The sequence below is a fragment of the Yoonia sp. genome (genome assembly GCF_017854415.1).
Taxonomy (GTDB): domain Bacteria; phylum Pseudomonadota; class Alphaproteobacteria; order Rhodobacterales; family Rhodobacteraceae; genus Yoonia.
The window spans coordinates 1-23966 of record NZ_JAFMHR010000032.1 but is presented as its reverse complement, the minus strand read 5'-3'; the positions used below and the strand labels follow the sequence as shown (position 1 = coordinate 23966).

The window sequence follows — 23966 nt, the reverse complement described above, 5'->3', positions numbered from 1 at the left end:
CGTTGAATAAAGTGCGCAAAACGGACGCATTCCGCCAGCAGCCAGACCGGCGCTAAAGGTTACCGCATGCTGTTCGGCAATGCCAACATCAAAGCAGCGACTGGTGTAGCGTTCCATGAATTTTGCCAGCCCAGTGCCATCAGGCATGGCGGCAGTCACCGCACAAATCTTGCTATCAGCGGCAGCGAGTTTACAAAGCGTTTCCGAAAAAACAGAAGTATAGGACGGCGCATTGCTGGGCGCTTTTTTCTGCACGCCGGTAATCACATCGAACTTGGCAGTCGCATGACCCTTATCGTCCGCGCGCTCTGCCGGAGCATAGCCTTTGCCCTTTTTGGTAATCGCATGGATCATGATCGGCCCGTCAGCGCGGGCTTTCACCGTGCGCAATACCGACAGCAGTTGTTCCATATCGTGGCCGTCGATGGGGCCGAGGTAGGAAAAGCCCAGCTCTTCAAACAGCGTGCCGCCGACGGTCATGTGCTTGAGCATATCCTTGGCGCGTTTGGCCCCTTCGCGGAAGGGCTCGGGCAACAGTGAGACTGCACCCTTGGCAGCGGCTTTGAATTCTTGAAACGGCTCGCCCGCATAAAGGCGCGACAGATACGATGACATTGCACCTGTTGGCGGTGCAATCGACATCTCGTTGTCGTTCAAGATCACAATCAAACGCTTGCCCAAATGACCCGCATTATTCATCGCCTCGTATGCCATGCCAGCGGACAAAGCCCCGTCACCGATCACCGCAATCGCATCACCACCTTCGCCGCCGAGATCACGGGCAACTGCAAAGCCAAGTGCCGCCGAAATCGAGGTACTGGAGTGGGCCGCGCCAAACGGATCATAAGGACTTTCCGACCGCTTGGTAAAACCGCTCAGACCGCCCTCGGTGCGTAGGGTGCGGATGCGATCACGCCGCCCTGTCAGAATCTTATGCGGATAACATTGGTGGGACACATCCCAGATAATCTTGTCTTTTGGCGCATCAAAAACAGCGTGCAGAGCGACTGTTATTTCAACAACACCTAGGCCCGCGCCCAAATGACCACCTGTCTGCGACACGGCTGCGATCGTCTCGGTGCGCAATTCGTTGGCAAGCTGACGTAATTCGACGTCAGACATGCCTTTCATATCGGCGGGCGTATTCACACGATCAAGGATCGGCGTGTTCGGTTGGTCAGACATAAGCGACCCTTCTTAATGCGTGCGCGCGATCACAAAACGTGCGGCTTCTCTCAACGTCTCTGCGTCGTCACCGTAGGGGGATAGCGCATCACAGGCCTCTTGTACCAGATCAGCCGCGCGACTTTTCGCCCCATCAAGACCCAGCAAGGACACAAATGTGGCCTTTCCAGCCGCCTGATCCTTGCCCACGGCCTTTCCGACAACAGATGCATTACCTGTGATATCCAAGACATCATCAGCAATCTGAAAGGCCAAACCAAGGGCGCGGCCATAAATCGACAGCGGTTCACGTTCTTGCTCGGCCATGCGCGGCCCAACAAGGGCAGACCATGAAATCAGAGCGCCGGTCTTGCCTGCTTGCAGAGCAATGATCTGATCAAGGTCAAGTGGGGTCGCTGCAGTTTCGGCGGCAATATCCGCCGCCTGCCCGCCGACCATGCCGCGAATGCCAGACGCATTGGCGAGCGACATTAACAAATTCAACTTGGCACGTGGCGCACATTCGGATTGTACCAGCAATTCAAACGCCAAAGCTTGTAAGCCGTCACCAGCTAAAACGGCTGTGGCTTCGTCCCACTTTTTGTGGACGGTCGGCAGACCACGGCGCAGGGCGTCATTATCCATGCAAGGCATGTCATCATGAACCAAAGAATAGGCATGCAAACACTCAATCGCAGCCGCAGCACCAGCAGCAGCCACGGGATTAATCTGGTGCAAGCGCGCAGTTTCCAACACCAAGAAAGCACGCAGCGCTTTACCGCCCGACACCGCATAAAGCATGGCATCCGGCACCGGACCTTGCAGACCAGACAAGGCAAAACCAATGCGCGCTTGCGCCACTTCGGCGGCATGGGCAAGCGCGTCTTTCAACGGGCGTCGCGCCAGTGCTGCTAAACGATATGTGCCCGCATCAGCCATCAAGCGGCGCAGTCCCTGTTGGGACGCCGCCCTCACCCAAAGTAATCTTGGCGACCTTTTCTTCGGCTTCTTTCAGCTTGGCTTCGCAACGGGCTTTCAACGCAGCACCACGTTCATAAAGTGCAATGCTTTCGTCCAATGCCACATCACCGCGTTCCAACTGACCCACAACTGTTTCCAGTTCTTTGATCGCATCTTCAAAGCTCATCTTTTTCACGTCGCTCATCGGCCTCTTTCCTCTAATACTTTGACATGGGCAGCAGCAGATGCGCCCAGCGCCTCAAGGTCATACCCACCTTCAAGACTTGATACCACCCGCCCATGACAATGGCGGTCTGCTACATCACATAGCTTTTCGGTAACCCAAGCAAAATCATCCGTCGTTAAATTCATACCCGCCAACGGATCAGCCATATGAGCATCAAATCCAGCAGAGATAATGACCAGTTGCGGGGCAAATGCATCAATACGTGGCAAAACCACCCGCTCCATCACATCGCGAAATGCCGTTGATCCGGTGCCTTCAGGCAAAGGCACGTTCAAGACATTATCAACGCCAACCTCGTGGGCAGCGCCGGTGCCTGGATAAAGCGGCGACTGATGGGTGGAACAGAACAAAATACGCGGGTCATCTTCGACCAGATCTTGTGTGCCATTCCCGTGATGGACGTCGAAGTCAACAATCGCGACACGGTCAAGCCCATGATGATCCAGCGCGTGTTTGGCCCCAACAACCACATTGCCAAAAAAGCAAAACCCCATAGCAGTTTGACGTTCCGCGTGATGCCCCGGTGGGCGCACAGCAGCAAACGCGTTCGCGGCCTCACCGCCCAGCACCATATCAACAGCGCGCACAACACCGCCAGCGGCACGGTATGCCGCCTTCAAAGTTCCCACAGACATATGCGTATCTGCATCCAGCGACCGCCAACCTTCATCGGGGGCAGCCGCACGGATCGCTTCAATATGGGCTTTGGGATGGGCGCGCAGCAGATCATCCTCTGCGGCAAGCGGCGCTTTGACGCGCAGCAAATCAAACCCTTCAAGGGCACCTAGCACAGCATCAAGCCGCGCAACCTGCTCTGGATGACCCGGAGGGGTCACGTGATCAAAGCAATCTTCATGTGTAATCAAAGCTGTTGTCATACGCCCAAAGAACCCGTTTCAGGGCACGCGCACAACCTTCTTCTGTTCAAAAATACCTCTGCCAGAGGCATAAAAGGCGCGCGGAGCGCTTACTCGGGTGCCAACATATACCCAGCGCCCCGGACTGTCTGCAAATAACGGGGCTGTTTTGGGTCCACCTCGATCTTGCGGCGCAACCTTGTGATCTGCACATCAACGGCACGTTCTTGGGTTTGGCCACCAGAACGGCTTAACTCTTCGACTAAACGCATGCGCGTCACTGCTTCGCCGGGACAACCAGAGAATATGCGCATCAATTGGCTTTCGGTCGATGTCAGGCGCACCAATTCTTCCCCGCGCCACATCTCGCCGCGTTCGATGTCATACTTCACTGGTCCCATGTTCAGAACTTTTGGCAAAACGATAGCAGGCTCTGCCGCTGGAACACGGCGGAGGATCGCATTGATACGCAGCAACAGTTCTTTGGGCTCGAACGGTTTGGGCAGGTAATCATCTGCTCCTGCTTCTAGGCCGGTGATCCGATCATCTGTGCCGCCTTTGGCGGTCAGCAACATAATCGGCGTAGTGATGGTTTTGCGCAGATCGCGGCAAAGCGACATGCCGTCTTCACCTGGCATCATCACGTCCAACACGATCAAATCAAATTCCAGTCCCGACAGAATACGCCGCGCATGGGCAGAATCGCGGGCAGTCGTCACCAGAAAGCCTGATCGCATCAGGAACTTCTGTAACAGACCACGAATACGCTCATCGTCATCAACGATCAGCAGGTGCGCATCATCAGCTTTCATTCGGGTCTATCCTTCATCGCCTCATAATGGTGGCGGGTCTCTTCATCCATCATTGCCTCAAGCACTTGCCGAAATCCAGCAACTGCAGCAGGTCCAGCCGCGCGGTAAGCCGCGCGCATCCGGTCGCGTTGCGCATCCGACAACTCACGTTCCAATGCCGCACCAGCCGGTGTCAAATGCAAATGGCGTTCACGTTTGTCGCGCTGACCCACAGTGCTGGCCACCAAACCGTCTTCGATCAAAGTACGCAACACACGATTAAGCGATTGTTTTGTAACGCCAAGGATCGACAACAGATTATTCACGGTGGTGCTAGGGCTGCGGTGGATAAAATGGATCGCGCGGTGGTGGGCACGGCCATAAGATTTATCCGTAAGAATACGGTCGGGATCAGCCGTAAAGCCGCGATAAGCAAAAAACATCGCCTCAATGCCTTTGCGCAACTGCTCGTCCGTCAGGAACAGAAGGCTCTGTCCCGTCTGCGGCTGCAACCCGTCACTCATCCCTGATCCTCCCTCAACTCAAACCATAATACGTCAGCTTTGTTGACATTCCAAGAATCAACTATTACCAAATCGTAGAAACTGCGCAACATTATGTCCGAAACGGACCTATGCGGGTAACAAATGCAAATTCTGGGAGAGGCTGACATGGCTGGAGCATACGACGATAGAGACGGAAAAATCTGGATGGACGGCCAATTGGTCGACTGGCGCGACGCCAATGTGCACATCCTGACCCACGCCATGCACTACGCGTCCTCCGTGTTCGAGGGCGAGCGTTGCTACTCTGGCAAGATTTTCAAATCCCGCGAGCATTCCCAGCGCTTGATCAATTCAGGCAAACTGATTGATTTTGACGTCCCATATTCCGTTGATGAAATCGAAGCCGCCAAGCAAGCAGCGCTCGAGGCAAATGGCCTGACCGACGCTTACGTTCGTGCGGTTGCATGGCGTGGCGCAGGTCAGGACATGGGCGTCGCATCAGCCCGCAATCCTGTTCATATGGCGGTCGCCGTTTGGGAATGGGGCAACTATTATGGCGATGCAAAGATGAAGGGTGCCAAGCTCGATATCGCGAAATGGAAGCGGCCCAGCCCTGAAACGGCGCCTTCGCAAGCCAAGGCAGCCGGCCTTTACATGATCGCCACGATGTCCAAGCACGCTGCGGAAGCAAAAGGCTGTTCGGACGCAATGATGTTCGACTATCGCGGTTATGTGGCCGAGGCGACAGGTGCCAATATCTTCTTTGTTAAAGACGGCGAAGTACACACACCGATTGCAGACGCTTTCCTGAATGGCCTCACCCGCCAAACTGTCATCGGCATGCTGCGCGACAAGGGTATCACCGTGAACGAGCGGATCATCATGCCAGAAGAGCTTGAGGGATTCGAACAGTGCTGGCTGACAGGCACCGCCGCCGAAGTCACACCAGTCGGTCAAATCGGCGACTATAATTTTGAAGTAGGCGCAATCACACGCGAGATTTCAGCAGACTACGAAAAGCTTGTTCGCGCATAATACCTAAATAGATCAATTACTTCAGGGGGGGCGCTTTTGCGCCCTCTTTGCATTTCACCAACGCTTGCCAAGACAACGCGCGGCCAAATTGCGTGACCCAAAACGACAATGTTCGCCAGACCAACCCAGCCCAACCACAGGATGATTGTCTCTTATTTAGAAATCGTAACTCGCTTTCCGTTTGGATTGTCCGTAAATTTGCAACAAATTAAACTGCAACAAGGCATGTTCCAACAAAGTTATGTCCTGATTAAATGGGATAGTGGTTATGTAGTTGGTAACAAAAGCACGATTTTCGAATATTATGGTCTCTCCCGACAATCAAAACGCGCCGCCGAATACTAATCGTGCGAAAATCTCCGACAGCGAGGTCGTCTTGCGTCGCGTTTTACGCGATGCACCGCAGGATTTATGGCTGGACACGATCCGGCGCACGCGCAGTGATGCCCACAACGGGTTGATCTACTGGATGCTAAGCCAACCCGAATGTGATTTTGCAATTGCCGCCCATGCGTTCTATCGCAGCAACCCTGTCTTTCATGTCGACAATCCCCAACCGCTGACCCTGCGGCCCGGTCCTGCGCATATTTTTGCGTTGGTTCTGGTCAATTGGGACACGGGGTTTTTCCGAACGCATAATCTCAAGGTCGAGCCGGTCGATGTGCACCCACGCATCCTAACCCGACTGAACCAAAAGATGCTGGTGCATCCGCGCGGAACTTTGCCATTCCAAATCCCAAAGGAACTGCTGCAACCCAAAGGTGGCGTCCCGGCACAAGTCCCAAGCCGCCTATCCCCTGATGACGCACCGCATCTTTGGCCAATCTATGCGGATCTCGGCCTGCAAGTGCCAGACACCGCCCCCGGAATTCAGCGCCGTGTAGATAAGGCAAAAGATCTTCTCAGAAAGATCGGAATCGTCAAAGAATAATCAGTTGCCAACGTTGCCCGTTGCTTTGCGCTGTTGCGCACGTTGCAGTCCCAACTTGCGTTCCCGCCAAATGATCAAAACGCCTGCAAAGATTACGATCCCCGCGCCAATCAACATTGTACCGGTCGGCACTTCGTCAAAGATGAAATAACCAATCAAAAGCGCGAGCATCATCGACGTATAATCAAACGGCGCGACCAGTGATGCTTCGGCATAACGGTAACTGGAGGTCAGGAAAATCTGGCCAATCCCACCAAGAAATCCTGCCATCACGAGCATGAGAGCAATTTGCCACGACGGCACCACCCACCCCCACGGCAAAGTGAACAGGGCCATAATTGACGATGTGATCGTGAACCAAAACACGATCGCGGCGGTGCTTTCTGTTGCCACCAGCTTGCGCACAAAAACCTGCGCCAACGCCGCCAAAACTGCACCCATCAGCACAACAATCGCGCCCAGTGTTTCGGATGAATTCAGCGACGCGCCCACCGATAGACGCGGCGACAACACAATCAAAACACCAACCATACCCAAAGCAACCGCCGACAAACGGAACGCGCGCACATCCTCGTTTAGGAACATCGCGGCGAAAACGACGACCAACAACGGAGCGGCATAGCCAATCGCAGTGACCTCTGGCAGGGGCAACAAGCCAAGACCGGTAAAGCCTAAACCCATCGCCGACGTCCCGACCAAACCACGCCAGAAATGCCCCAGCGGATTCTTGGTTTTCCAGCCATTGCGCAGCTCGTGCCTGATCGCCAGCCACCCCAGAATGATCGGCAACGCAAAGAACGATCGGAAGAAAACCGCCTGTCCGGGCGGCACATCCGCAGAGGCCGCTTTGACCAAACTGGCCATGCCCATGAACATACACACCGACATAACCTTGAAAATAATACCCCGAAGCGGCTGCATAGTGGTCCTTTTTTGCGTCACAGCTGGACACAGTTTGAAATGGAGATCGGCTTTTTGCTTGCTTAAAGCTGACGTTAGGGTATCGAAAACGCAACCAGAATAAGAAGAGATCTATGCCAGACACAAATGAGAGCCCCGCAAATATGACTCCCCGTGATTGGGTTCAAATACTGGCAAAATACCGCGAACCTAGCAATCTACGCAGCAGTTTCGAACTCGCAATCAGTCTTGTCCCGTTTGTCGTGCTTTGGGTATTGGCCTGTTGGGTCGCTCAATACAGCTACTGGGCTGCGTTTGCGATCTCTGCGGCGAACGGGCTGTTTTTATTGCGTTTATTCTGCATCCAACATGATTGCGGCCACGGGTCTTTTTATGGCAATCGCAATGTCAGCGACTGGGTAGGTCGCGCTTTGGGCGTTGTAACCCTCACGCCTTATGATGTTTGGCGGCGCACGCATTCCATCCACCACAGCCACGCGGGCGATCTGGACCAACGCGGCATCGGCGATGTGATGACCCTCACGGTCGAAGAATACCACCAGCGCACGCCGTTTGGACGGCTACTGTATCGCGCATACCGCCATCCGCTTGTGATGTTCGGACTTGGTCCGACTTATATCTTTATGCTGCAAAACCGCCTGCCTGTCGGGCTTGAGGGGCGCAAGTACTGGATCAGTGCGATGGGCACCAATGCCGCAATCGTCGCAGCCCTCGGGATCATTGTATACTTTGGCGGCTTGCAGGCGTTGTTCCTTGTCTTCCTGCCGACAACATTGATTGCCGCCTCAATCGGGGTCTGGTTGTTCTACGTCCAGCACCAATTTGAGACGACACAGTGGGACGTCAAAGACGATTGGCAGCTGCACGATGCAGCGCTGCACGGCAGTTCACACTATGATCTGCCGCCCGTTCTGCGCTGGTTCACAGCCAACATAGGCATCCACCACGTGCACCACCTTTACAGCCGGATCCCGTTCTATCGCCTGACCGAAGTTCTTCGCGATCACAACGAACTGGTTGAGGTCAGCCGCATGACGATCGGGCAAAGCATCAAATGCGCTGGCCTGAACCTTTGGGACGAAAAATCGCGCCGCCTTGTGTCATTCGCGGCGGCACGCAAGCTGGCTGCTTAATTCGGCATCACACGCAGGATTTCGCCTGCATCCAGCAGGACAAGCACTGCGCCATTATCCAACACTTCGACATCGCGGATGCGGCCTGCATCGGTCAGCATCCGCTCTTCGCCGACGACCAACCCGTCAAGCAGTTTAAGCCGCACAAGAGCACCGGGATTCAGCGAAGCAATCAAAAGATCACCCTGCCAATCAGCAAAAGGACCATCGTAGAACATCATCCCGCCAGGGGCGATGACCGGATCCCAATAGTACACGGGTTCCTGAAAGTCCGGCCCGCTTGACACGCCTTCACCAATATCTGACCCACGATAATTGATGCCGTAGCTGACAACAGGCCAGCCATAGTTCAGGCCAGCCTGCGGTCGGTTCAACTCATCACCGCCGCGCGGCCCGTGTTCAATCGTCCAAAGACCGTATGGCCCAATCGCAGCACCTTGGATATTACGATGCCCCAAGGACCACACCAGATCATTGCCGTCGCGCCCAACAAACGGATTGTCCGCAGGCACAGATCCATCAGCATTTACGCGAATAACCTTGCCGTGGGTCGTGTTGATGTCCTGCACCAACCCGCCACCGTCACCCGCGCCACGATCACCAGTCGTGATCCAGACCGTGCCATCCGGCATTGGAATGATACGACTGCCAAAATGGCGACCATTGCGAGCAGGGTTATCCTGCACAAAGATATCTGTGACCTCGGTCAACTGCCCATCAGTCATCAAAGTACCGCGCGCAGCCGCAGTCACAAGACCACCGCGCACAGACTTGGCGTAAGTCCAGAATATCGTGCGGTCAGTGGCAAAACCAGGCGAGGCCGCCACATCTAATAAGCCACCCTGCCCTTGCGCCGCCACATCAGGCAAACCAGACAGTGCGCGGCTCACACTGCCATCCGCACTGACCAGACGCAAAGAACCAGACCGCTCTGTCACCAAAAACTGACCCAGACCAAGGGGCGCTATCCCCCAAGGGCTATCAAGGCCCTCGGCGAAAACCGTTACCGTCACGGACGTCTGGGGCAAAGCTGGTGCGCGAACCTGCTGGGCAAATGCAGGGGTAAAATCAGCGTTGGCACGTCCTTGCGCGACCTGCGCGTTGGCGGCCATTGGCAACATCATCAAGGCAAGAATTCGGATCATGGCTGTGTCTCCTTTAACCTCAAGATAGCCCAACGCGCTGCGTCGGCCACTGCTGGATCAGGATCATCAACCAAAGGTGAAACCGCCGCGATCAGCGCGGGATCACCTGAATTGCCAATGGCATAGGCGACATTGCGGACAAAACGGTCGCGGCCAATGCGCTTGATCGGCGATCCTGAAAACCGTGCGCGGAACACAGCATCATCCAAAGTTGCCAATTCAGCCAATGGCGGCGCAAGCAGATCATCACGCGCCGCAAGCCGCGCATCACGGCCCGATTTGGCGAACTTATTCCAAGGGCAGACTGCTAAACAATCATCACACCCATAGATCCGGTTACCCATCCGCGCACGCAATTCGAGGTCAACTGGACCCTTATGCTCGATCGTCAAATACGAGATACAACGCCGCGCATCTAGGCGGTAAGGCGCCGGAAACGCCCCCGTCGGACAGATATCCAAACAAGCTGTACATGACCCGCAATGGCTCACATCCGTCTCATCAGGCTCCAAATCCACAGTCGTAAAGATCGCACCCAAGAAAAACCAGTTTCCCAAATCACGCGAAAGCAGATTGGTGTGCTTCCCCTGCCAACCCAAACCAGCAGCCTGCGCTAACGGCTTTTCCATCACAGGGGCGGTATCAACAAAAACTTTGATTTGCGCATCTGGGACTTGCTCGATCAGCCAACGACCAACCTTCTTCAGACGTTTCTTAACGATATCATGGTAGTCCTTATTCTGCGCATAAACACTGATCGCTGCGCGGTCAGGCTCTTGCAAAACAGCTAATGGATCATGCTCAGGCGTGTAAGGTTCGGCCAACATAATAACTGACTTGGCTTCTGGCCAAAGGGCGGCAGGATTGGCCCGCCAATGCATGCGTTCTGCCATCCACCCCATCTGACCGTGCATGCCTTCATCAACAAAAGCAGCCAACCGGTCAGGCAATTCCGGCAACACATCCGGCCTACAAATTCCAACCTTGGCAAATCCTGCTTCGGTCGCGAAAGATACCAAACGCGCCTTCATAGTTCATCTGTTCCGAAATACCTCGGGGGAGTCCCAACGGGACGGGGGCTGGCCCCCTTAAAAATCCAGATCAGCATAATGCGCAGCCGGCTGAAAACCAGGCACCTCATCGGCTAAAATCGACCGGAACGCTGGCCGCGATTTAATCTTGGCATACCAATCTTTCAGAACCTCATGTCGGTTCCAATCCACGTCACTGGTATAATCCAAACAAGACAACTGCGCGGCCGCTGCAAAATCCGCCAGCGTCATTTCATTGCCCGCGATCCAACGGCGATGCTCCAACAAGCTGGCCAGATAATCCAGATGGTATTTGATCGCCTTGGCACCCGCTTTGACATTCGTGCTGTCAGGATAGCCGGTTCCCATAATTTTGCGGTAGACCCGCTCGCCAGTCAATTTGGCGGTGACTTCATGAAAAAACTTGTCATCAAACCACCCCACCAAACGGCGCGCCTCATAGCGCGCTTCAGCGCCTTGGGGCAACAGCGCGGGCGTTGGGTGCACTTCTTCCAGATACTCACAGATCGCGGTGCTGTCCGTCATCGTGCGGCCAGCCATCTTCAGGACCGGAACTTTGCCTGCAGGATTGCGGCGCATAAACTCTGGATCTTTTTCCCAATAGCGTTCTTCGACCAACGCGACTTCGATCTTTTTCTCGCCCAAAGACAGGCGCACTTTGCGCGAAAACGGGGACAACGGGTAATGGTACAGGGTGTTCATCGGGCGCTCATTCATGGACTACCTCTTCAATGCAGCATGCAGCCGCCCTGATCAATGGGCGTCAGCGTTCAAAACAATCTGCGCGACCATCTGCGGCAATGGTGGCCGCACCGCTGATAATTGATGCCGTCCGGCTACGCGTAAAAGAACTTGGGTTTGAAGCTGAGCGGTTCTTGGGCGCAGGCAAAATCGCGGCCAGTCGTGCTGACTGTAGCGAGGTCAGATTCGCAGCATCAACGCCGAAATAGTGACGGGCTGCTGCCTGCACACCAAACACACCTTCATCAAATTCTGCAACGTTTAGGTAAATCTCAACAATACGCCTTTTCGACCAAACGGCTTCGGTCAATGGCGTCCAAACCGCCTCAATCGCTTTGCGCGACCAACTACGCCCATGCCAAAGGAACACATTTTTGACGACTTGCTGCGAAATCGTCGAGGCCCCGCCGCGCCCGGCATCAACAGCATCGCGGATCGCGTTCACGTCCAGCCCCCAATGCAGACAGAAATTCGCATCCTCAGCCGCAACAGCAGAGCGGGCCATAACCGGGGCGATATCCTCCATCGGGACCCAATCGTGTTTGATATTAACCAACCTGTGCGCCTCGGATCGCATGTAGGGCGTCGTAGGCGGATTGATCACCGCGTAAAGCAAGGTCCACAAAAAAATGAACCCAAAGATGGCCAAAAAACCCCAAAGAAACACTCTGCGGATAAACCGGCGCAGCCGTGAAATCGGCCCCAGCTTTTCGGTTTTCTTCGCAGGTTTCTTCTTGGGTGCCGGCTTTTTCGCCGTGCGTTTATTTGCTGTGCTCGTCTGGGCCATCACAGACCATAAGCCATACCATGGGTTAACAGGTCAAGAAGATGAACCGCCCTCGCACGCGATAAGGTGCGAGGGCGTGTCATTTATTCCGCAGGAATAGCGGTTTCTTCAACCGTTAGCGGTTGCGGCAGATGGATCAGCATTTCTTTGGGGCAAATCTGCAAAAAGTTCCCTTTTTCCATGTCCCAATGTTGCAAGATATCGGCGGCCTTGCGGCTACCTGTCTCTGTCGCATGCCGCGCGATCAGACCTTTCAACTGGTCCTCCCAATGCGCCACTGTCACGGGGCATGTCACCAGCGTTTCCATGTTGATCAGATCACCCGCTTCACCTTTGGGATCATAAATATAGGACATCCCGCCGGTCATACCGGCCCCAAAGTTTGCGCCAATCGTCCCAAGGATCACCGCCACACCACCGGTCATATATTCGCAACCGTTTGTGCCGCAGCCCTCAATCACAACATGCGCGCCAGAGTTCCGCACCGCGAAACGCTCGCCCGCGCGACCAGCCGCAAACAGATAACCTGCCGTTGCGCCGTAAAGCACCGTGTTTCCGATGATGGTATTCTCGGATGCCACAAGCGGGCTGACCATTGGTGGCCGCACGACGATCGTGCCGCCAGATAGACCCTTGCCGACGTAGTCATTAGCATCGCCTGACACCTCAAGCTTCAATCCCGGAGCTGCAAAAGCACCCAAAGACTGCCCCGCAGACCCACGCAGTTTCACTGTCAGGTGATCGGGCTGCAACGCATTGCGCATCCCGAATTGCTGGACAATATGGCTAGAGGTCCGTGTGCCGATGGTACGCAACGTGTTCTGCACCGCGTAATCCAACTGCATCTTCTCGCCGTCATTCAAGAAACGTGCGGCATCCTGAACAATCTGCGCGTCCAGTGTGTCATCCACAGCATTGCGCGGACGGTTACGATCATAGGTGATCTTGTTTGCGCCATCGACGGTGATCAAAAGCGGATTTAGATCCAGATCATCCAGATGCGCCGACCCGCGTGATACTTGGGTCAGCAAATCAGCACGGCCGATCACATCATCCAAGGACCGCGCACCAATCGACGCAAGGATTTCGCGCACCTCGGTCGCATAGAACGTGATCAGGTTCACAACCTTTTCGGCATTACCCGTGAACTTTTCGCGCAGCGCGTCGTCTTGCGTACACACACCAACGGGGCAGGTGTTCGACTGACACTGACGGACCATAATACAACCCATCGCGATCAAGGCGGCGGTGCCGATACCGTATTCTTCGGCACCCATCATCGCGGCCATGACAATGTCACGACCCGTGCGCAGGCCACCATCTGTGCGCAGCGTGATCCGCTCGCGTAGATTGTTCATCGCAAGCACCTGATGGGCTTCGGTCAGGCCCATTTCCCACGGCAAACCTGCGTATTTGATTGATGTCGCAGGCGAAGCGCCAGTGCCGCCATTGTGACCCGAAATCAGGATCACATCAGCCTTGGCCTTAGCCACACCAGCCGCAATCGTGCCCACACCGGACGATGACACCAGCTTAACTGTCACCTTACAACGCGGGTTGATCTGCTTGAGGTCATAGATCAGCTGGGCCAGATCCTCGATCGAGTAGATATCGTGGTGCGGCGGCGGTGAAATCAGCGTCACGCCTTTGGTCGAGTGGCGCAGACGGGCGATCAGGTCTGTGACCTTCATACCGGGCAACTGGCCACCTTCGCCGGGCTTGGCACCTTGGGCGACTTTAATCTCAAGCTCTTCGCAGGCGTTCAGATATTCGGCAGTCACACCAAAGCGACCTGACGCAACCTGCTTGATCTTCGCTGATGGGTTGTCGCCATTGGGTTCAGGATGGAAGTGCGCCGGATCTTCGCCGCCTTCACCGCTGTCGGACTTTGCGCCAATGCGGTTCATCGCGACGTTCAGCGTTTTGTGTGCCTCTGGCGACAGGGCACCAAGCGACATACCGGGTGTCACAAAGCGTTTGCGGATCGCGGTGATGCTTTCGACTTCTTCAATCGGAATTGCAGTGCCAAGTGGCTTGATCGCCAGCAGATCGCGCAAGTGAATTGGCGGGTTCGACTGCATTGATTTCGAATACTGCTGCCACATCGCATAGCTGGCGTTGTTACATGCCGCTTGCAACATGTGCATTGTTTGCGCTTCCCATGCGTGCTTTTCACCGGAGCGACGGGATTTATAGAACCCACCGATCGGCAACACGTCAGTGCCGCCTTTCCAGCCGCGCGCGTGGACTTCTTCAAGCTTGGTTTGAATACCAGACGTGCCAATGCCGGAAATACGCGAATGCATACCAGGGAAGTATTCGGCAACCATCGCGCGGGACAGGCCTACCGCCTCAAAGTTCAGACCACCACGATAGGATGACAGAACCGAAATCCCCATCTTCGACATGATCTTGAGAAGACCCGCATCAATCGCGGCGCGGTACCGGTTCATCGCTTCAGTCAATGTGCCATCGACCAGACCACGGCGCAGGCGATCAGCAATGGAATCTTGAGCAAGATAAGCGTTCACAGTCGTCGCACCACAGCCGATCAGAACGGCAAAATAATGTGGATCAATACATTCAGCCGAACGGACGTTGATCGAACAGAAGGTCCGCAAACCCTTTTTGGTCAAACCGGAATGCACAGCAGAGGTTGCCAAGATCATCGGCATCGGCAGGCGATCCTCAGACTGATGCTGATCTGTCAATACGATGTGTCCGGCACCAGAACGCACGGCATCTTCGGCCTCGGAACGGATACGTTCCAGACCCGCGTTCATCGCACCGCGACCAACCTCGAACGTACAATCGATAAACGCGACGCTGTCACCAAACTGGCGTACCATTTCGTCAAATTCAGCGTTTCCAACAAAAGGGCTGGCCAGTTGCAGGATCTCGGTCTGCGACGAATCCTCGTCCAGCACGTTTTTAAGGTTCCCGAAACGCGTCTTGAGCGACATCACGCGGCTTTCACGCAAACTGTCAATCGGTGGGTTTGTCACCTGAGAGAAGTTCTGGCGGAAGAAATGTGACAATGGCCGGTACATCTTAGAAAGCACGGCAGAGGGTGTATCATCGCCCATTGACGCGATCATTTCCTTGCCGTCTTCGGCCATCGGGGCCAGAACTTGCTCCAGCTCTTCGATGCTGTAGCCTGCTGCTACCTGACGCTTGCGCAAATCAGCGCCTTCAAACAAAGCCTTTTCCGGAACATCGCGCATGATAGCATTCAGATCAACGACCTTTTCGACCCATTCGCTAAAGGGCTGCGCAGCGGCGAGCTTATCTTTGAGTTCTTTGTCGTGGTACAAACGGCCGTCTTGCATATCGACAGCAATCATCTGACCGGGGCCAAGTGCGCCTTTTTCAACGACGGTCGCTTCGTCAATCGGCACCATGCCAACCTCGGAACCAGCAACCAGCAGGCCGTCACCTGTCACGACATACCGCAAAGGACGCAGACCGTTGCGGTCCAAGCCACCACAAACCCAGCGACCATCTGTCATCGCAAGTGCTGCGGGGCCGTCCCACGGTTCCATCACGGCGTTGCAGTATCCGTACATATCCTGCCACGCTTGGGGCATTTCAACGGCTTGCTGTGACCATGCTTCTGGCACCATCATGGTTTTCGCCATAGGTGCGTTGCGGCCAGCGCGAACCAATACTTCGAAAACAGAGTCTAACGCGGACGAATCCGATGCGCCTGACGGGATAATCGGCTTGATGTCTTCGGCTTTGTCACCAAATGCGTTCGACGCCATGCGGATTTCATGGCTGCGCATCCAGTTCACGTTGCCCTTAAGCGTGTTGATTTCGCCATTATGGGCCAACATGCGGAACGGCTGCGCCAGCGACCACTGCGGGAACGTGTTCGTAGAATAGCGCTGGTGATAAATCGCAAACGCGCTTTCGAAACGGGCATCCATCAGGTCTGGATAGAATTCGGCCACTTGTTCGGCCAGCATCATGCCCTTGTAGATGATCGAGCGGCAAGAGAGCGAACAAATATAGATGCCAGCAATACCGGCAGCAGTCGCAGCTTTTTCAATCCTGCGGCGGATAATGTAGAGTTCACGCTCGAACTGCTCTTGATCAATGTCTTTTTCACAACGGATCAGGATTTGCTCGATCTCGGGGCGGGTGGCGTTGGCTTTTTCACCCAGCACTTCGGTGTTTACCGGCACATGGCGCCACCCATAGATATAGTGACCCATGCGCAGCACTTCGGATTCAACAATCGTGCGGCAGCGTTCTTGGGCGGCGAAATCCGTGCGCGGCAAGAATACCTGACCGACCGCAATCATTTCGACTTCTTTTGGCTCGTGTCCTGTGCGACGGATTTGATCCTCGAAGAATGCGACAGGAATCTGGACGTGGATACCAGCGCCATCGCCTGTCTTACCATCCGCATCGACAGCGCCGCGGTGCCAGACGGCTTTCAGCGCATTAATACCCTTTTCAACAACACCGCGCGAAGGGGTGCCGTCAATCGCAACCACAAGGCCCACACCGCAGGACGCATGTTCGTCGTCATGTTTATACAGGCCGTTTTCAGCCATCCACTGACGCTTGGCTTCTTCTGCCGCAACCCAAGTCTGGTCATAAGTTGTCATTGTCGTTCCTTTCAAAGGGCCACCACACGGGGGCGGGCTTAAATTCTGGTGGTTGTAACGGTTACGGCTGGTAGCCGGATTCAATCACATTGCATTCAAACTTTGGGCTGTCCGAGAAGAAGCCGGGCTCGCCAGGGTAGATAAACTCGACCGGGGACATGTCGATGATGTCGTCTGGACTTGTATCATCCCAAGCCAAGCCAAAGAAAAACAAACGGTGCTTGTCACTGACAAACTGACGTCCGCTGCCTGCGTCGATCTCGTTGCCGTCGGCATCAAGAGTGCGGCCTTGGAATTCGGTATTTAGTAATGTTTCGCCATCAATAACAGTGGTTTCACCTGTCAGCATATCAAAGCCGACATTCCGCTCGATGCCGTCTTCTGTTTCGAGGGTGAAGTCCCATGTATCAAGCTGTGTTTCAAACAATTCGGTCAGCGACGCAGGGTCTTCGACAGGCGTGACAAGGGTTTCGTTGCCAGTGATCTTATAGGCTTCGACCCACTGGAATTCATGGTCGATCTTTTGGATGCTAAAGACACCTGCTTGGGTCAAAAGCGCGATCCATTGGTCACCTTCGTTGTCGGCATCACACTGCCAGACATTGATCATGACGCAGCCTTTGTGCTGCACGGTCAATGTCGCTGTACATCCTTCGGGGGCTGCAAAGCTTTGCTGGGCGGCCACCGGGGCTGCCGCCACCAAAGCGGAGAGGAGCATCCAAGATTTCATCATGTCTTTTCCTTTTAGGTCACTACAGTTGACATAGCCGTCAAAGCGGTCGGGCAAATTGCCCGACGCAAATCCGACGTTTTGCCGACAGTGTTGCGATCATTATTCGGCAGCCACATCTGCGGCTTGACCGAGATAGTCCAGCATCGCCGCAGCACAGTCACGTCCGTCCCGGATTGCCCAAACAACAAGCGACGCACCGCGCACAATATCACCAGCAGCAAACACACCATCAAGGCTGGTTGCGCCTGTGCCAAAGTCAGCTTTGATGGTGCCCCAACGCGTCACTTCCAAACCTTCGACACCCCAAAGCGTCGGCAGGTCCTCTGGCTCAAAGCCCAGCGCCTTGATCACCAGATCGGCACCTTCGACATAGTCGGCACCCACGATAACCTCGGGTGCTTGACGGCCGGTCGCATCTGGTGCGCCAAGACGCATCTTTTGGACTTTTACACCTGTGACAGGATCGCCTTCGAACCCGTCAGGGGCGGACAACCACACAAATTCAACACCTTCTTCTTCGGCATTTTGCACTTCGCGCATTGATCCAGGCATGTTTGCTTTATCGCGGCGGTAAAGGCATTTCACGCTTTCGGCACCCTGACGCGTCGCAGTGCGCACACAGTCCATCGCTGTGTCGCCACCACCGATGACAACAATGCGTTTGCCTTCTGCGTTCAGTTCACCGCTATCAAACTCTGGCACATCATCACCAAAGCTCTTGCGGTTGCTGGCGGTCAAATAATCAATCGCATCAACGATACCGTCTGCCTTTGCGTCGGGCAGATCACGGGTTTTGTAAACACCGGTCGCGATCAACACAGCATCATGTTTGCCACGGATCGCATCAAACGACAGGTCATCGCCGACGTTACAATTCAACACGAACTGCACGCCGCCGTCTTCCAACTGCGCCATACGCTTCATGACGATGTCTTTTTCCAGCTTAAAGCCCGGAATGCCGTAAGTCATCAAACCGCCACCGCGATCATAGCGGTCATAAACCGTGACCTGCACACCCTGACGGCGCAGCATATCAGCTGCAGCCAAGCCACCCGGACCGGCACCAATGATGCCAACGCTTTCGCCACGCTCTGCATGCGGGCGGATCGGTTTAACCCACCCCTGTTCAAATGCGGTGTCTGTGAGGTATTTCTCGACAGATCCGATCGTGACTGTGCCGTGACCGGATTGCTCAATGACGCAATTGCCTTCGCACAGGCGGTCCTGCGGGCAGATACGGCCACAAATCTCGGGGAACGTGTTTGTCGCTTGGCTGAGGTCATAGGCCTCTTCCAAACGGCCTTCGGCAGTCAGGCGTAGCCAATCAGGGATGTTATTGTGCAGCGGGCAATGGGTCTGGCAATATGGCACACCACATTGGCTGCAACGGCTGGCTTGCTCTGCGGCTTTGTCGCGTGCGTACTCTGCGTAAATCTCGCCAAAGTCTTCTTTGCGTAGATTTGGCGGACGCTTTTCAGGCATCTCGCGTTCAACATTGGTGAACTTCAACATCTTTTGGCCAGCCATGTGCCATCCTCCCGAAAATCAGCAGCGAAATGCCTTTTAAAACAGCTCCACAAGAATGAAAAGGCAGCAATGCTGACCTATATTGAAGAAAGTTGCGCCTTCGACCATCTATCGCCATTCATATTGACAGTTATTAGGTCCGATATGTGACCTATATCCACTCTTTCCCCAATATCCTAGATGGTTAGGTTGAAGCAAACGAATCAAAGTCCGGACACATGACCACATTCAATTTGCTGCTTATTGCCCTGATCCAAGGCGTCACCGAGTTTCTTCCGGTCTCGTCGTCTGGGCATTTGATCCTATTGCCGTCTCTGACAGGGCTGGCCGACCAAGGGCAAGTTATCGATGTCGCCGCACATCTTGGCACACTAAGCGCGGTCGTTCTCTATTTCTGGTCGGACGTCAGGCTGGCAGTTGCCGGAACGTTGCGCCTGATGCGCGGCAAAGTTGACACCAAAGGTGCGTTTCTGGCGCTGTGCCTTTTGATCGCAACGGTCCCTGTAATCATTGTGGGACTGATCCTGAAAGTAACGGGGCTATCAGACGCAATGCGCGGGATTGCTGTGATTGGCTGGGCGATGATCGTCTTTGGGATCGTCCTGTATTGGGCAGACCAAAAAGGCCCGACAACGCACACAGCAGAAGGCTGGACGCTGAAAGATGCCTTCAAAATGGGGCTGTGGCAAACGCTGGCCCTGATCCCTGGCACATCACGCTCGGGCATCACAATTACCGCCGGACGCATGCTTGGCTACACAAGAACCGATGCGGCGCGTTTGTCGATGCTGATGTCGATCCCCACAATCATCGCCTCGGCTAGCTTGTTGGGACTTGATGTGATCGGGACAGCAGATGCAGGCGCGCTGCGCGATATTGGCATCGTTATGGCAATGTCATTTGTGGCGGCTTTGTTCGCGCTGACACTGATGATGCGACTACTCAAATCCGTCAGCTACACACCCTACGTGATCTACCGGATCGCGCTTGGGGTCGTTCTACTTTGGATCGCCTACACTTAGGCTTTCAGGTTCTTCGCAGATTCTTTGATTGCGTCGTACTGACCGGACGGACGGAAACGCCACAGATAATCAGGCAATACAGCCTCCATCGCGGTCGGGTGTATGCCCAGAGCGTCAAACCCCTGTGCATCTTCCGACACGACGTTATCAATAGAAAGATTGGCGACTTGATCCTTTGTTACTGGTCCTTTGACCAGACCAAACGACAACATCCGACCAATTACAAAAGCAGAGGCCATGATGCGCGCCATCCAGAATGGCGTGTTCACGATCAAACGACGACGGCGAATAACACCCAGCATCAGTTGCATCAATTCACGGAAGCTATGCACATCAGGGCCGCCCAATTCGTACACGCCGGCAGGAGCCTTACCCACAACTGCTTGCACTGCAGCGGCAGCAACATCATCAACATAAACCGGCTGAAACTTTGTATCAGCACCGATCACTGGCAAGATCGGGCCAAGGCGGCTCATTCCAGCGAAGCGGTTAAAGAACTGGTCTTCGGAACCAAAAATGATTGAAGGGCGTAGGATCACCGCGTTTGGCATATGCTCCAACACACCCGCTTCGCCTGCAGCTTTGGTGCGTGAATAAGCGCTGTCTGCATCCGAGTTCGCACCAATGGCCGAGATGTGGATCATCCGGCTTACACCATGCGCCGCGGCAATACGCGCGATACGCGCCGCACCTTCGGCCTGAACAGCGGCAAAGGTATTCTTGCCAGTCTCGTCCAGTACACCAACGCAGTTCACAACCGCATCTGCACCGTTTGTCACGGCAGCAACGCTATCATCATCGCGGATATTGCAGAAAACCGGTTCGACCTGTCCAACTGCACCATAGGGGCGCACAAACATCGCTTCGTTTACATTGCGGACCGCGACGCGCACACGCCAGCCTTCTTTCGCCATACGGCGGGCGATATAGCGTCCGACAAAACCGGAACCGCCGAAAATCGTGACAAGCTTGGACATCTGGGGGCCTCTTCAATCTACGCGCTTGGTTTAACTGTGCGGCAGGCCTTGGACAAGGCGCAATCACAGGATTCAAAGCAGAGGCTCGCATTTGTCTGCGTTAAGCGTTGACAGTACAGCAAACCGCGCGTAAATCGCCGGAACGTGACCTGCCCAGGTGGCGGAATGGTAGACGCGCCAGCTTCAGGTGCTGGTGTCTGTATGGACGTGGAGGTTCGAGTCCTCTCCTGGGCACCACCAAACCCCCTATATCACTAAGAAAAGTAAAGAGAACCTGGGGTTTTGGGTTTTGTGGGACCATTTTCGGGACCGCTTTCAGGACCACTTTCGTCAGTTTTGAGCTGTAGATTGTCAGGTCTGGCGGGCCGTTTTAGGTTGCACCTGGTGATCCTCCGGCTGAGATTACTCAGCATGGACCAGACAATGCCACTGAAGCTCCCACGCTACATGTTCCGGCGAGCGAATGGATCGTTCCGCTATAAACGGAATGTCCCCAAAGACCTGCGGACGGTGATTCCTAAGGCCACTGTGTACCGCCAGTTGGGGAATACCTACCAAGATGCACTTAGGGCTCTGCCCAAGGTCCATGCCGAGATCGAGGCTCTCTTTGATCTCGAGCGCCGCACCACTGATGAGCAACGGGCAAAAGCACTTGTCCGGGAACGGCTGGGCGAACGGTACCAAGCCATGTTCATAGATGGAGCCGTCGATCCTGAGTGGCCCGAGTTCGACGACTTCCGGGAGTTAGCCGAGGATGTGGAGCACGCCGTACCAACCGGTGTGGTGAGGCAAATCAGGGCAGCAAGCTCCAAGGCGGCACCGATGTCGCTCTCTCGGGTCTTGGAAGAATACTATGCCTACAAGGCGGAGGAGAGTAATAACGGATTGCGGACAAGAATTGACCGTATCCGCAAAGACCTGATCCTCTGCCTTGGCAAGAACCGCTTTGAGTGGACCGAGCTCAAAGACCTGACGCGGGCAGATGCAAATGCATACCGTGACCTTCTACTCTCACGCATGTCACCCAACTCTGTGCAGCGGAACCTTGGGGTGGTGAAGGCGGCCATCAATCACGTCCTACTGGAGCACGACCTGGACCTTCGCAACGTCTTCCAAGCGATCAAGATCAAGGGGGCGGGAAGCAGCAATACCGATCGACTTCCCATCACGGATGAGCAACTCGATCTGATCACACCTGCCTTTGCCAGCAGTGACGTTGCCAGCAGCCTTCTGCTCTTACTGACAGACACCGGAGCCCGCTTGGCCGAGATCACGGGGCTGGAAGCCAAGGATGTGGACCTCAGCAAAGCCATTCTCCACATCCGGCCCAATGACCGCCGTGGCCTCAAGACAAAAACCTCTACCCGCAGCATCCCGCTGTCACACAGAGCCACAGAGTGCCTCAGACAGCAGCAGGTTGGGCTCGCGGAGACCGACCCCATCTTTCCCGCCTATGCCCAACCCCGTGGCAACGACAAAGCCTCCGCCATGCTGATGAAGCGGCTCCGTACAGTCATCACAGACAAAAAGATCACCATGCACTCGCTCCGCCACCGGATGAAGGACAAGCTGCGCAATACTGGCTGTCCTGAGGCCATCTCCCTGGCGATCCTCGGGCACAGCACCAACACCGTCGCTGCCAACTATGGCTCAGGCTATGCCTTGGAGGTCATGCGGGAGCATATGAATAGGGTATGGTGAAGGATATTTCCTGGATATTAAAAACATGAACAAAGCCCGTGCATTCAACCCGTTCCTGCGCGCAAAAACCGATAAGTCGATGGCGCTCATCGCAGAAGTCCAAACACAAATGAACGGCTATGAAGCTTTCCATCAGACACGCAAGCGTGCGCGCAGACCCGCTGACCAGGCAACCTATGAGCGGACAGTTGAAGCCATCCTGTGTGACCTGTGTGCTGTAGAGCTTGAGCCCCATCATGACAGCGTTCACCTCCCGCTGAGCAATAAAGTCCTCAGAGCAAAATCACGGTACAAGGGCACAGCTCTGGGCAAAACCCTTCCAGACATCCTGAAGATCATGGTTGCCGCCGAGATGGACTTCATTGTTGTCGACAAAGGCCACAGCACCTTCAAAATTGTCGATGATGACCTCAACCTGATCTTTGCAGGTGGCCGACAAACCATACTCAGAGCAGGACCAAAGCTGCTATCACGCATAAAACACTTCGGCATCACCCGAGATGATCTGGGCCAGGCTGCGGAAGAGGAAGTGGTGATCCTACGAGCCCCCAAGCGTCACGCAAACAGCATCGCCGCGTATCAAGACTATGAGGATGATGAGGCGACACTCACCCTGCGTCGGCAGGTGACCGACATCAATGCATGGCTGCAGGGTGCAGATATCGCCTGCAGTCTCTCACAAGTGGACCCATCACAACGCCGCCTCCGCCGCATCTTCAACAACTCTGACTTTGCCCAAGGCGGCAGGTTCTACGGGGGGTTCTGGCAGAAAATGTCCTCAGATGAACGCCAGGAGCATATCATCATCGAAGGTGATTGCTGTGTTGAGTTAGACTACGGGCAGATGAGCATCTTGCTGTTGTATGCTCAAGCACAAGCACAAGACCACGTACCCTCAGGGGATCTCTACGACCTGTCCGAGTATGGCATCCCAAAGACCTGTCGCCCAGGCATCAAGAAGGTGATGCAAGCGATCATCAACAGTACGGGGCTTCCCAGAAGATTACCCAAGGGCGCTCGCAAGTATATTCCGTCAAGGATCAGCCTCAACGACATCCTAGGAGCCATCGCGAAGAAGCACCCGGTGATCTTCCCGCTGATGACCTCAGGGATTGGCATG

Annotated in this window: 21 protein-coding genes and 1 tRNA gene; 7 read left to right on the top strand and 15 right to left on the bottom strand. The window is 54.8% G+C overall.

Annotation, left to right across the window (positions count from 1 at the left end; genetic code table 11):
• From dxs to QZ197_RS05640, 6 genes are all read right to left on the bottom strand, one after another.
• The coding region (dxs, locus tag QZ197_RS05665) for a 1-deoxy-D-xylulose-5-phosphate synthase (RefSeq protein ID WP_296430905.1) at nucleotides 1–1185 on the bottom strand (1185 nt) is incomplete at its 3' end.
• 12 nt (nucleotides 1186–1197) lie between these two features.
• Nucleotides 1198–2103, bottom strand: a complete 906-nt coding sequence (locus QZ197_RS05660; protein WP_296430904.1) for a polyprenyl synthetase family protein — start codon at nucleotides 2101–2103, stop codon at nucleotides 1198–1200.
• Nucleotides 2096–2329, bottom strand: a complete 234-nt coding sequence (locus tag QZ197_RS05655) for an exodeoxyribonuclease VII small subunit (protein ID WP_296430903.1) — start codon at nucleotides 2327–2329, stop codon at nucleotides 2096–2098. The genes QZ197_RS05660 and QZ197_RS05655 overlap by 8 nt, the downstream gene beginning before the upstream one ends.
• Nucleotides 2326–3249: a histone deacetylase family protein gene (locus tag QZ197_RS05650; protein WP_296430902.1), complete on the bottom strand. Its 924-nt coding sequence runs from the start codon at nucleotides 3247–3249 to the stop codon at nucleotides 2326–2328. Before QZ197_RS05650 ends, QZ197_RS05655 begins: the two co-directional genes overlap by 4 nt.
• Nucleotides 3250–3338: 89 nt before the next feature.
• Entirely contained in the window at nucleotides 3339–4040 is a 702-nt protein-coding gene (locus tag QZ197_RS05645; RefSeq protein WP_296430901.1) for a response regulator, read from the bottom strand.
• Nucleotides 4037–4543: a MarR family transcriptional regulator gene (locus QZ197_RS05640; protein WP_296430900.1), complete on the bottom strand. Its 507-nt coding sequence runs from the start codon at nucleotides 4541–4543 to the stop codon at nucleotides 4037–4039. The genes QZ197_RS05645 and QZ197_RS05640 overlap by 4 nt, the downstream gene beginning before the upstream one ends.
• 147 nt (nucleotides 4544–4690) lie before the next feature.
• Between QZ197_RS05640 and QZ197_RS05635 the strand changes: the two genes are divergently transcribed.
• Both QZ197_RS05635 and QZ197_RS05630 read left to right on the top strand, forming a co-directional pair.
• Complete coding sequence (locus tag QZ197_RS05635) at nucleotides 4691–5560, top strand: branched-chain amino acid aminotransferase (protein ID WP_296430898.1); 870 nt, start codon at nucleotides 4691–4693, stop codon at nucleotides 5558–5560.
• Nucleotides 5561–5936: 376 nt separating this feature from the next.
• The gene (locus tag QZ197_RS05630) at nucleotides 5937–6491 is read left to right on the top strand and encodes a hypothetical protein (RefSeq protein ID WP_296430897.1); all 555 of its coding nucleotides are present in this window, start codon (nucleotides 5937–5939) and stop codon (nucleotides 6489–6491) included.
• Here the strand turns inward: QZ197_RS05630 and QZ197_RS05625 are convergent, their stop codons facing one another.
• Complete coding sequence (locus tag QZ197_RS05625; RefSeq protein ID WP_296430896.1) at nucleotides 6492–7412, bottom strand: DMT family transporter; 921 nt, start codon at nucleotides 7410–7412, stop codon at nucleotides 6492–6494.
• 143 nt (nucleotides 7413–7555) lie between these two features.
• Between QZ197_RS05625 and QZ197_RS05620 the strand changes: the two genes are divergently transcribed.
• Complete coding sequence (locus QZ197_RS05620; RefSeq protein WP_296430895.1) at nucleotides 7556–8545, top strand: fatty acid desaturase; 990 nt, start codon at nucleotides 7556–7558, stop codon at nucleotides 8543–8545.
• On the opposite strand, the gene QZ197_RS05615 is transcribed toward QZ197_RS05620, so the two are convergent.
• The 7 genes from QZ197_RS05615 to QZ197_RS05585 form a co-directional block, all read right to left on the bottom strand.
• Nucleotides 8542–9690: a PQQ-dependent sugar dehydrogenase gene (locus tag QZ197_RS05615; protein ID WP_296430894.1), complete on the bottom strand. Its 1149-nt coding sequence runs from the start codon at nucleotides 9688–9690 to the stop codon at nucleotides 8542–8544. The two genes, QZ197_RS05620 and QZ197_RS05615, sit on opposite strands and share 4 nt — an antisense overlap.
• Nucleotides 9687–10721: a tRNA epoxyqueuosine(34) reductase QueG gene (gene queG / locus QZ197_RS05610; protein WP_296430893.1), complete on the bottom strand. Its 1035-nt coding sequence runs from the start codon at nucleotides 10719–10721 to the stop codon at nucleotides 9687–9689. Before queG ends, QZ197_RS05615 begins: the two co-directional genes overlap by 4 nt.
• A 57-nt stretch (nucleotides 10722–10778) precedes the next feature.
• A complete protein-coding gene (locus tag QZ197_RS05605) occupies nucleotides 10779–11444 on the bottom strand; it encodes a glutathione S-transferase family protein (protein WP_296430892.1) in 666 nt (221 codons plus the stop codon).
• A 61-nt stretch (nucleotides 11445–11505) separates the two neighbouring features.
• Nucleotides 11506–12270 carry a monofunctional biosynthetic peptidoglycan transglycosylase gene (gene mtgA / locus QZ197_RS05600; RefSeq protein ID WP_296430891.1) on the bottom strand — a complete coding sequence of 255 codons (765 nt, stop codon included), beginning with the start codon at nucleotides 12268–12270 and terminating at the stop codon, nucleotides 11506–11508.
• Between the two features lie 83 nt (nucleotides 12271–12353).
• The gene (gene gltB / locus QZ197_RS05595; protein WP_296430889.1) at nucleotides 12354–16886 is read right to left on the bottom strand and encodes a glutamate synthase large subunit; all 4533 of its coding nucleotides are present in this window, start codon (nucleotides 16884–16886) and stop codon (nucleotides 12354–12356) included.
• Between the two features lie 61 nt (nucleotides 16887–16947).
• Complete coding sequence (locus tag QZ197_RS05590) at nucleotides 16948–17616, bottom strand: hypothetical protein (protein WP_296430887.1); 669 nt, start codon at nucleotides 17614–17616, stop codon at nucleotides 16948–16950.
• 102 nt (nucleotides 17617–17718) lie between these two features.
• The gene (locus tag QZ197_RS05585) at nucleotides 17719–19146 is read right to left on the bottom strand and encodes an NAD(P)-dependent oxidoreductase (RefSeq protein ID WP_296430886.1); all 1428 of its coding nucleotides are present in this window, start codon (nucleotides 19144–19146) and stop codon (nucleotides 17719–17721) included.
• A gap of 218 nt (nucleotides 19147–19364) precedes the next feature.
• Here QZ197_RS05585 and QZ197_RS05580 point away from each other — a divergent pair, with 218 nt between their 5' ends.
• Nucleotides 19365–20168: an undecaprenyl-diphosphate phosphatase gene (locus tag QZ197_RS05580; protein ID WP_296430885.1), complete on the top strand. Its 804-nt coding sequence runs from the start codon at nucleotides 19365–19367 to the stop codon at nucleotides 20166–20168.
• Here the strand turns inward: QZ197_RS05580 and QZ197_RS05575 are convergent.
• Entirely contained in the window at nucleotides 20165–21145 is a 981-nt protein-coding gene (locus QZ197_RS05575) for a complex I NDUFA9 subunit family protein (protein WP_296430884.1), read from the bottom strand. The two genes, QZ197_RS05580 and QZ197_RS05575, sit on opposite strands and share 4 nt — an antisense overlap.
• Nucleotides 21146–21296: 151 nt before the next feature.
• On the opposite strand from QZ197_RS05575, the gene QZ197_RS05570 reads away from it, so the two are divergent.
• The 3 genes from QZ197_RS05570 to QZ197_RS05560 form a co-directional block, all read left to right on the top strand.
• Nucleotides 21297–21382, top strand: a tRNA-Leu gene (locus QZ197_RS05570).
• A 186-nt stretch (nucleotides 21383–21568) separates the two neighbouring features.
• Nucleotides 21569–22846: a site-specific integrase gene (locus QZ197_RS05565; protein WP_296430883.1), complete on the top strand. Its 1278-nt coding sequence runs from the start codon at nucleotides 21569–21571 to the stop codon at nucleotides 22844–22846.
• 25 nt (nucleotides 22847–22871) lie between these two features.
• A partial coding sequence (locus QZ197_RS05560; protein ID WP_296430882.1) for a hypothetical protein occupies nucleotides 22872–23966 on the top strand: 1095 nt, incomplete at its 3' end.